This window comes from Sphingomonas bacterium (assembly GCF_903644135.1).
Taxonomy (GTDB): domain Bacteria; phylum Pseudomonadota; class Alphaproteobacteria; order Sphingomonadales; family Sphingomonadaceae; genus Sphingomonas.
The window spans coordinates 1-7,951 of record NZ_CAHJXA010000121.1 but is presented as its reverse complement, the minus strand read 5'-3'; the positions used below and the strand labels follow the sequence as shown (position 1 = coordinate 7,951).

7 protein-coding genes are annotated in these 7,951 nt (G+C 67.8%); 3 read left to right on the top strand and 4 right to left on the bottom strand.

From position 1 onward, the window contains the following. From HUU96_RS08000 to HUU96_RS07985, 4 genes are all read right to left on the bottom strand, one after another. A partial coding sequence (locus HUU96_RS08000) for an MlaD family protein (protein ID WP_174292306.1) occupies nt 1–645 on the bottom strand: 645 nt, incomplete at its 3' end. Beyond that, a complete protein-coding gene (locus HUU96_RS07995) occupies nt 645–1,415 on the bottom strand; it encodes an ABC transporter ATP-binding protein (protein ID WP_174292305.1) in 771 nt (256 codons plus the stop codon). The genes HUU96_RS07995 and HUU96_RS08000, both read right to left, overlap by 1 nt. Continuing rightward, the gene (locus HUU96_RS07990) at nt 1,412–2,548 is read right to left on the bottom strand and encodes an ABC transporter permease (protein WP_174292304.1); all 1,137 of its coding nucleotides are present in this window, start codon (nt 2,546–2,548) and stop codon (nt 1,412–1,414) included. The genes HUU96_RS07995 and HUU96_RS07990 overlap by 4 nt, the downstream gene beginning before the upstream one ends. Before the next feature lie 223 nt (nt 2,549–2,771). Beyond that, nucleotides 2,772–3,341 (bottom strand): TetR/AcrR family transcriptional regulator, encoded by a 570-nt coding sequence (locus tag HUU96_RS07985; protein WP_217430292.1) that lies wholly within the window; start codon nt 3,339–3,341, stop codon nt 2,772–2,774. A gap of 149 nt (nt 3,342–3,490) precedes the next feature. Between HUU96_RS07985 and HUU96_RS07980 the strand changes: the two genes are divergently transcribed. The 3 genes from HUU96_RS07980 to HUU96_RS07970 form a co-directional block, all read left to right on the top strand. Continuing rightward, nucleotides 3,491–4,246, top strand: coding sequence for an SDR family NAD(P)-dependent oxidoreductase (locus HUU96_RS07980; protein WP_174292303.1), 756 nt, complete (start codon nt 3,491–3,493; stop codon nt 4,244–4,246). A 16-nt stretch (nt 4,247–4,262) separates the two neighbouring features. After that, nucleotides 4,263–5,243 carry an alpha/beta hydrolase family protein gene (locus HUU96_RS07975; RefSeq protein ID WP_174292302.1) on the top strand — a complete coding sequence of 327 codons (981 nt, stop codon included), beginning with the start codon at nt 4,263–4,265 and terminating at the stop codon, nt 5,241–5,243. A gap of 412 nt (nt 5,244–5,655) precedes the next feature. Beyond that, on the top strand, nt 5,656–7,951 hold a 2,296-nt coding region (locus HUU96_RS07970; protein ID WP_174292301.1), incomplete at its 3' end, for a PAS domain-containing protein.

Here is a 7,951-nt window from a genome sequence, read left to right as displayed (position 1 = left end):
GGTCGCGCGGATGTCGGTGGCGGCGGCGTCGAGCTTGGCCAGCGCCGAATCCGCCCGGCCGATCATCGCGCGGTGGGCGGCCAGCTCGCCGGTGACCGAGCGGATGTCGCGCATCGCCGCCCCCAGCGCGGCGATGTTGCCGTCGGACAGCAGCCGGTTGGCGCGCTCGAGCAGCTCGTTGGCCTGCTGCACCGCGCGGCTGCCGCCTTCGAGCAGCGACGCCATCTGGTCGCCCTTGGCGCGGATAACCGGCCGTTCGTCAGCGGTCGAGCCCTTCAGCAGCGGCCTGCCGTTGGTGCCGGCGGTAATCTGGATGACGTTGACGCCCGAGATGCCCTGCGTCTCCGAACTGGCCAGCGAGTCGGTGCGCACCGGCGTGTCGCGGTCGATCTCCATGTCGGCGACGACCATCGTCGCATCGTTCGGGGCCAGGAAGATCTTCTCGATCTGGCCTTTCTTGATGCCGTTGAACTGCACCTCGCCGCCATCGGCCAGCCCGCGCACCGGCCCCTTGAAGATCGCGCGGTAATGGTCGTGCGTGGTACCGGCACCGCCGCCGCCCAGCCACACCGCGAAGAGCAGGCCGCCGACGATCAGCACCGTCGTCAGGATGCCGACCAGCGCATAGTTGGCGTGTCGCTCCATCAGCCATGCTCCTTGGCGGCGCGTCCGCGCGGGCCGCCGAAATAGTCCTTGATCCACGGATTGTCCGACCGCTCCAGCTCGGGGATCGGTGCCACCGCGACCACCTTGCCGTCGGCCAGCACCGCCACGCGGTCGCAATTGGCGTAGAGCGAATCGAGGTCGTGGGTGATCATGAAGACGGTCAGCCCGAGCGCGTCGCGGAAGCGGCGGATCAGCGCGTCGAACTCCTCCGCCGCGATCGGGTCAAGCCCGGCGGTTGGCTCGTCGAGGAACAGGAGGTCGGGGTCGAGCGCGATCGCGCGCGCCACGCCGGCGCGCTTGCGCATTCCTCCCGACAGCTCGGCCGGCCGCTTCGCGCCGGCGTCGTCGGGCAGCCCGGCGAGCTTGATCTTGAGCGCCGCCAAGTCGCGGACGAACTCGGCGGGCAGGTCGGTATGCTCGATGAACGGTGCCTCGACATTCTCTTGCACGGTCAGCGCGGAGAACAGCGCGCCGCCCTGGAACATGACGCCGATCCGCCGCTCGATCCCGGCGCGCTGGTCGGGATCGTGAATATCGCCGCCGAAGATCGCGACGCTGCCGCCATCAGGACGCTTCAGCCCGAGGATGGTGTTGAGCAGCACCGACTTGCCCGTCCCCGATCCGCCGACCAGCCCCATGATCTCGCCGCGCTCGACCTGGAGGTCGAGGCCGTCGTGGATGACGGTGTCGCCGAACGCGGTGCGCAGCCCTTCGACCCGGATCGGCGGCGCATCCGTGTCGCCGCTCACTGGCCGACGTTCCGATAGATCAGCGCGAACAGCGCGTCGAACATGATGATCATGAAGATCGACTGAACCACCGCCGCCGTCACCCGCGCGCCCAGGCTCTCGACGTCGCCACCGGTGGCGAGGCCCTGGCGGCAGCCGGTCGCGGCGATGACGAGCGCGAAGAACGGTGCCTTGCTCATTCCCACCCAGAACTGGGTCAGCCCGACCTCGGCGGTCAGCCGCTGAACGAAGAAGGCGGGGCTGATGTCCATCGTCGTCGCGGTGACGACCATGCCGCCGAGCAGCCCGCCGACGTCGCCGCACAAGGTCATCACCGGCAGCATGATCAGCGCCGCCAGCACGCGCGGCACCACCAGCGCGTCGAAGCGGTCGACGCCCATTACCTGCAGCGCGTCGACCTCCTGCGTCATGCGCATCGAGCCGAGCTGTGCCGCAAAGGCCGACGCCGAGCGGCCGGCCAGCAGGATGGCGGCGATCACCGCGCCGAACTCGCGCAGCACGCCGATGCCGACCAGCTCCACCGCATAGACCTTGACGCCGAGCGTGGTCAGCAGCGTGCTGCCGACCAGCGCCAGCACCGCGCCGATGAAGAAGGTCATGGTGAACACGATCGGCAGCGCGTTCAGCCCCGCCTGCTGCATCGTCGCGACCAGCGGGATCGGGCGCAGGCGGCGCGGCGACGCGGCCGTGCGCGCGAGGGCGACGAGCATCCGGCCGATGAACACCTCCGCCGACCAGAACTCGCGGCCCGCTCCAACGACCGCGCGGCCGATCCGCTCGAACAACGCGTGCCGCGACCAGCGCCGACGCCGCGCCGCCGGCTTGGGGTCGAGCGAGTCGCTGACGAGATCGGCGAGCCGCTCCAGCTCGTCGCGACCGGCAAGATCGAGCTCCAGCCCGGTCTCGTTGGGCCGCCCCAATACCCGCATCAGCGCGAAGACCCCGGCGGTGTCGACCCGGCCCAGCTGGTGAGCGTCGAAGCGCCGCCGGTCGTTGCGGCCGGCCAGCTCCGCCCGCAGCCGGACGGGCGCGTCGCCCAGCGCCAGCACCGTCCAGTCACCCGACGGCACGATGGCGAGCACGTCACCATCGTCCTGAAGCTCATAGGTCGCGGCAGTCAGCTCACCGCTCATGCAGGTTCGCTAAGCACAGCTGGCGCAGGGTCGGCAAGGCAACCCTCGATCACGTTCAGCGCTGCCTCTGCAGGTTAGCCATCGCACCCATCGACCCATGTAGTAGTAGTCAGATTGGTCACGATCCACTGCAAACAAGGCCACGTCGATCGCCTAACGCTGCCTTGCCAGCGAGCGATCGTCGATGGCGAGGCTTCAGGCCTGTCACCAGAGACCGCTGCGATCAACGGCGGATAAGTAGCCCATCAGCCAGCAGGGCTACCATACGGCCCGCCTGACCATCGTCGTCGTGCGCAGACGAGCAAAGGCGCGCGATCGCGTGGAGCAGTTCGTCGGCAATGACATCGGCGCGGATCGCGCCGGTCGCGGCTGCCGCGGCGAGCAGCGACGCCAGGGCTGGCCGCAGCCGCCGGTCGAAATGCGCTGGCAACGCCTCGAACGCGGCGTCGCCGGAGTGGAGCGCGCCCGCGAGCCCGCGCTTGGTCGCGAAGAAGGCGGCAAAGCGCTGCATCCACATCGCCAACGCGTCGAAAGGCGCTTGCTGCTCCGCCAGCGTTGCCGCGGCATCGGCGCAGGCGTCCATCTCGCGCCGGAATACGGCGGCGATCAGGTCGGCACGGCTTGGGAAGTGCCGGTAAACGGTGCCCACCCCCAGGTTCGCCCGTGCCGCGATCTCGCGCACGGGGGCGTCCACGCCCGAGGTTGCAAAGACGTCCTTGGCAGTCTGGAGCAGCGCCTCGAGGCTGCGCTGGGCATCGCTACGCAGGGGCTTAGCCGCGGCGTCGACACTCACGTCTGAACCAGCTCGGACCTGCTCGTCGCTAATGCTGCGTCCTTCCTCTTTACAAACGGAGCAACGCTCCGTATTATCATGAGCGTCGTTCCGCTTTGATAGCGCGATGTTCGGAATTTGACCACAGCCTCGCAGCCGATTGGAAATCCATGTCCGTTGAAAACCTGAGCCTTGCTGGCAAGACCGCGCTCGTCACTGGTGGCAGTCGCGGCATCGGTGCCGCCTGCGCCAAGCTCCTCGCTGCGCGAGGGGCCGCAGTCGTCGTGACCTACTCCAAGAGCGCGGAACAGGCCGAACAGGTCGTTGCCGAGATCGCCGGCGGTGGTGGCAAGGGCTTTGCCGTCGCGGCAGATGCCGCCGACGCCGACGCAGCCAAGGCGGGGGTCGCGGCGGCGGTCGATCGATTTGGCGGTCGGCTCGACATCCTGGTCAACAACGCCGGCATCGCCGAGCATGGCCCGATCGGCACGCTGCCCGACGCCGCCTTCGAGCGCCAGGTGGACGTCAACATTCGCGGCGTCTGGCACACCACCGCAGCGGCGGTCGCACATCTCGGCGACGATGGCCGGATCATCAACATAGGCAGCTTCTTCAGCGAGCGCGTACCGTTTCCGGGCTCAAGCGCCTATGGCATGACCAAGCACGCGGTGGCGGGCATGACCAGGGGCTGGGCGCGTGATCTCGCCGGGCGGCGGATCACCGTCAACACCGTCGAGCCCGGCCCGATCGAGACGGAAGCCAACCCCGACACAGGCGAGCGATCGGCGAGGATCAAGACGCTCGTGCCGCTGGGCCGTTATGGCCAGCCGAACGAAGTGGCGGAACTCGTCTGCTTCCTCGCTTCGCCAGCAGCGGCCTACATCACCGGAACGCACGTCCTGATCGACGGCGGTATGCTCGCCTGAGCGACGGAGAACAGCGATGAACAACCTTATCAAGCTGGCCGCGGCGATCCCGGTCAGCGATGCCGTTCCAATCCTGGCGGCCAGTCCCGTCACGCTGTCCACACCGGATCGCGGACTGGACCTGGAGATGAAGGTGACGGCACCGGTGACGGACCGCGACCTGCCCATCATCCTGCTGTCGCACGGTCATGGACCGTCGCTCTACATCCCGTCGCTGCACGGCTATGGTCCGCTCGCCGACTTCTGGGCGGCGCACGGCTTCGTCGTGATCCAGCCGACGCACCTCAATTCCAAGGTGGCAGGGCTCGATCCGAGCGCGCCGGGTGGCCCCGCTTTCTGGCGGTCGCGCGTCGAGGACATGGTGCGCATCCTCGACCGGCTCGACGAGGTGGTGGCGCAGGTGCCGACGCTTGCCGGCCGGGTCGACCCGACGCGGATCGCCGCCGCCGGACACTCGCTCGGCGGGCAGACAGTCGGCATGTTGCTCGGTGCGCGGCTGACCGACCCGCATGATCCAGGTGCCATCGACGTCAATCTCAAGGACAGCCGGATCAAGGTAGGCGTCCTGCTGGCCGCTCCCGGCCGTGGTGGTAACGACCTCAACCCGGCCATGGCAGCCAATCCCGCCTTCTCCTTCCTCAACCCCGACTTCTCGCATCTGACCACGCCGGCCTTGGTGATCGTCGGCGATGCCGACGTCAGCCCCCACCTCACTCCCCGTAGCGCGGACTGGCACGCCGACGCCTATCATCTTAGCCCCGGTGCCGACTTCCTGCTGACCCTATATGGCGGCAAGCATGGGCTGGGTGGGGTTGCAGGCTACGAGGCGGCGGAGACGACCGACGAGGATCCTGACCGTCTGGCCGTCGTCCAGCGGCTGAGCTGCGCCTATCTGCGAACCGCTCTCAATCCCGGCGATCCCGCGTGGTCGGATGCCAGCGATGCGTTGCGCGTGGGTGCCGCTTCGCTGGCTCGTGTCGAGAGCAAAAGCCAGTAAACGATCGAGGTTGTCAGCGACGATCGAGCTGCCTCTGCCGGCGGTCCAAGCTGCCATCCCCGGTGCAGACCGAAACAATCCATCGACGAGCAATAGAGAGTCGATGTTCGATCATTTACACCATCGGCTCCGAACTACCTGTCATCGTCGGAGACTTGCCGTTCCCAAGCCCGGCTGCAACGGCGCAGGGTGGTCACGCGGACGATGACGTGATCGATTGTGGGTCCTGACATACCCGGCAACCTTCGCGGCCCACTGCGGAGTGAGCTATGGTGGCTAAGACCAGCGACGTTGCGGCAACGGCATCTGCCAGGGCATAGCCACACGATTGTCGTCTCATATCAGCGCCGTCGGCCACCGCCGGCTTGCCTAGGAGGTCTGGCTGGGTTTAGCCGAGACTATGGGAACGCCGATGACAACCACCAAGCCGGCCGATGCCGTGTTGAGCCGTTGGGTGATCGACAGCGCGATCGACTTCGCCATGATCGCCACCGATCCCGAGGGACGGGTCACGACGTGGAGCAAGGGGGCCGAGCATATCCTTGGCTGGTCCGAGGAGGAAATGCTGGGTCAGACGGTGGAACGCATCTTCACGCCGGAAGATCGCGCTGCCAACCGGGCCGCCAAGGAGATGGAGCTCGCTCTCACCGACGGTGCCGGCAACGACGAGCGCTGGCACAACGACAAGGCGGGACGCCGCTTCTGGGCCAGCGGCGAGCTGACGCCACTGCGCACGGACGACGGCGACGTCGTCGGCTTCGTGAAAGTGCTGCGCGACCGCACCGATCAGCGGCTCGCGATCGATCAGAGCCGCGAGAATACCGAGTTCCTGAAGAGCGTCCTCGGTGCGTCCGGCGACTGTATCAAGGTGCTCGATCTGGACGGCAACCTGCTGTTCATGACCGACGCCGGCCAGTCGCTGATGCAGGTCAAGGATTTCAGCGCCATCTGCGGCAAGCCGTGGCCCGGCTTCTGGGAAGGGCGCGGCAATGCCGACGCGCTGACGGCGCTCGCCGCCGCACGCGAGGGCGGATCGGGCCGGTTCGTCGGCCCGGCGGACACGATGGCCGGGGAGCCGCGCTGGTGGGACGTTCAGGTTACACCGATCCTCGGCGTGGATGGCCGCCCGGACAAGCTGCTGTCCGTCTCGCGCGACATCACGCGCGAGCACCAGGCGAGCGAGCAGATCGAGCTGGCGCTCGATGCCGGGACGGTGCTCGGGACATGGGTCTGGCTGGTCGAGCCCGATCGGTTCACCGGCGACAATCGCTTCGCCGCCACCTTCTCGATCGATCCGGACCGGCTGAAGGCCGGCGTCTCGCTCGCCGAGGTCGTGCGGTCGATCCACCCCGACGATCTTGCGCGCGTCGAAGGCTTGATCGGCACGGCGCTGCAAGAGGGCGGCCGGTACTGCGCCGAATATCGCGTGCGGCAGCTCGACGGATCATGGCTGTGGATCGAGGCGAACGGCCATTGCGAGCTGGATGCCGAGGGCAAGCCGTTCCGGTTCCCAGGCGCGCTGTTCAACATCCAGCAGCGCAAGGTGCAGGAGCTGCGGCAGCTGGCGCTGATCGAGTTCGGCGAGACGCTGCGGGCGCTGCACGTCTCGTCCGATCCCAGCCTCATGGTCCATGCCGCGGCGGAGGTGCTGGGGCGGCAGTTGGCGGTGCGGCGCGCCGGCTATGGCGAGGTCGACCTGACGACCGGCAGCGTCGAGGTCGAGCGCGACTGGTGCGCCCATCCGGATATCGCCTCCATCGCCGGACACCATAGCTTCCAGGATTACGGGACCTATGGCGAAGCCCTGCTGCGCGGCGAGGTCGTGTCGATCGGGGATGTCGAGACCGACGAGCGGACCCGCACGGGTCTGGAGCGGCTTCGGAGCATCGGCATACGGTCGCTGCTCGATGTGCCGCTGGTACAGAACGGCGAGGTCAAGGCCGTGCTGTTCCTCAACGACGGCGCCCAGCGCGTCTGGACCGAGGATGACATCGCCTTTGCTCAGGCCGTCGCTGACCGGACCTGGGCGGCGCGCCGGCAGGCTTTGGCCGAACTGGAACTGCGACGGGCCAACGAGACGCTCGAAGAGCGCGTCGAGATGCGTACACGCGAGCGTGACCGATCCTGGCGCCTGTCGCAGGAACTCCTCGTCGTCGCCCGGCCGGACGGCACGCTGGAGGCGGTCAACCCACTCTGGACATCGCTGCTCGGCTACGAGCCGGGCGAACTCATCGGGACGAGCTTCGTCGCCTACACCCACCCCGACGATCTGGCCGCCACCAAGGCGGCGTTCGTCGGCATCTTCGAAAAACCGCTGACGACCGGCTACGCCTATCGCTTCCGCCACAAGGACGGCACCTATCGTTGGTTCAGCTGGACGGCGGCATTCGAGGATGGGAAGATCTATGCGTCCGGGCGCGACATCGACCTCGAGCGCAGCCAGGCCGACGCCCTGCGCCAAAGCCAGAAGATGGAGGCGGTCGGGCAGCTTACCGGCGGGCTGGCGCACGACTTCAACAACCTGCTGACCGCGGTGACAGGCGGGCTCGAACTGCTTGGGATGCGGATCGCCAGGGGCGAGTATGACAAGCTCGAGCGTTACATCAACATGGCGCAGACCGGCGCGCACCGGGCGGCGGCGCTGACCCAGCGCCTGCTCGCCTTCTCGCGCCGCCAGACGCTCGCGCCGACGCCGACCGACGCCGACC

Bases quoted from the DNA above. Each gene is read 5' to 3' on its own strand.
- HUU96_RS07980 (WP_174292303.1), top strand. From the start codon at position 3,491: ATGTCCGTTGAAAACCTGAGCCTTGCTGGCAAGACCGCGCTCGTCACT.
- HUU96_RS07990 (WP_174292304.1), bottom strand. From the start codon at position 2,548: ATGAGCGGTGAGCTGACTGCCGCGACCTATGAGCTTCAGGACGATGGT.
- HUU96_RS07975 (WP_174292302.1), top strand. From the start codon at position 4,263: ATGAACAACCTTATCAAGCTGGCCGCGGCGATCCCGGTCAGCGATGCC.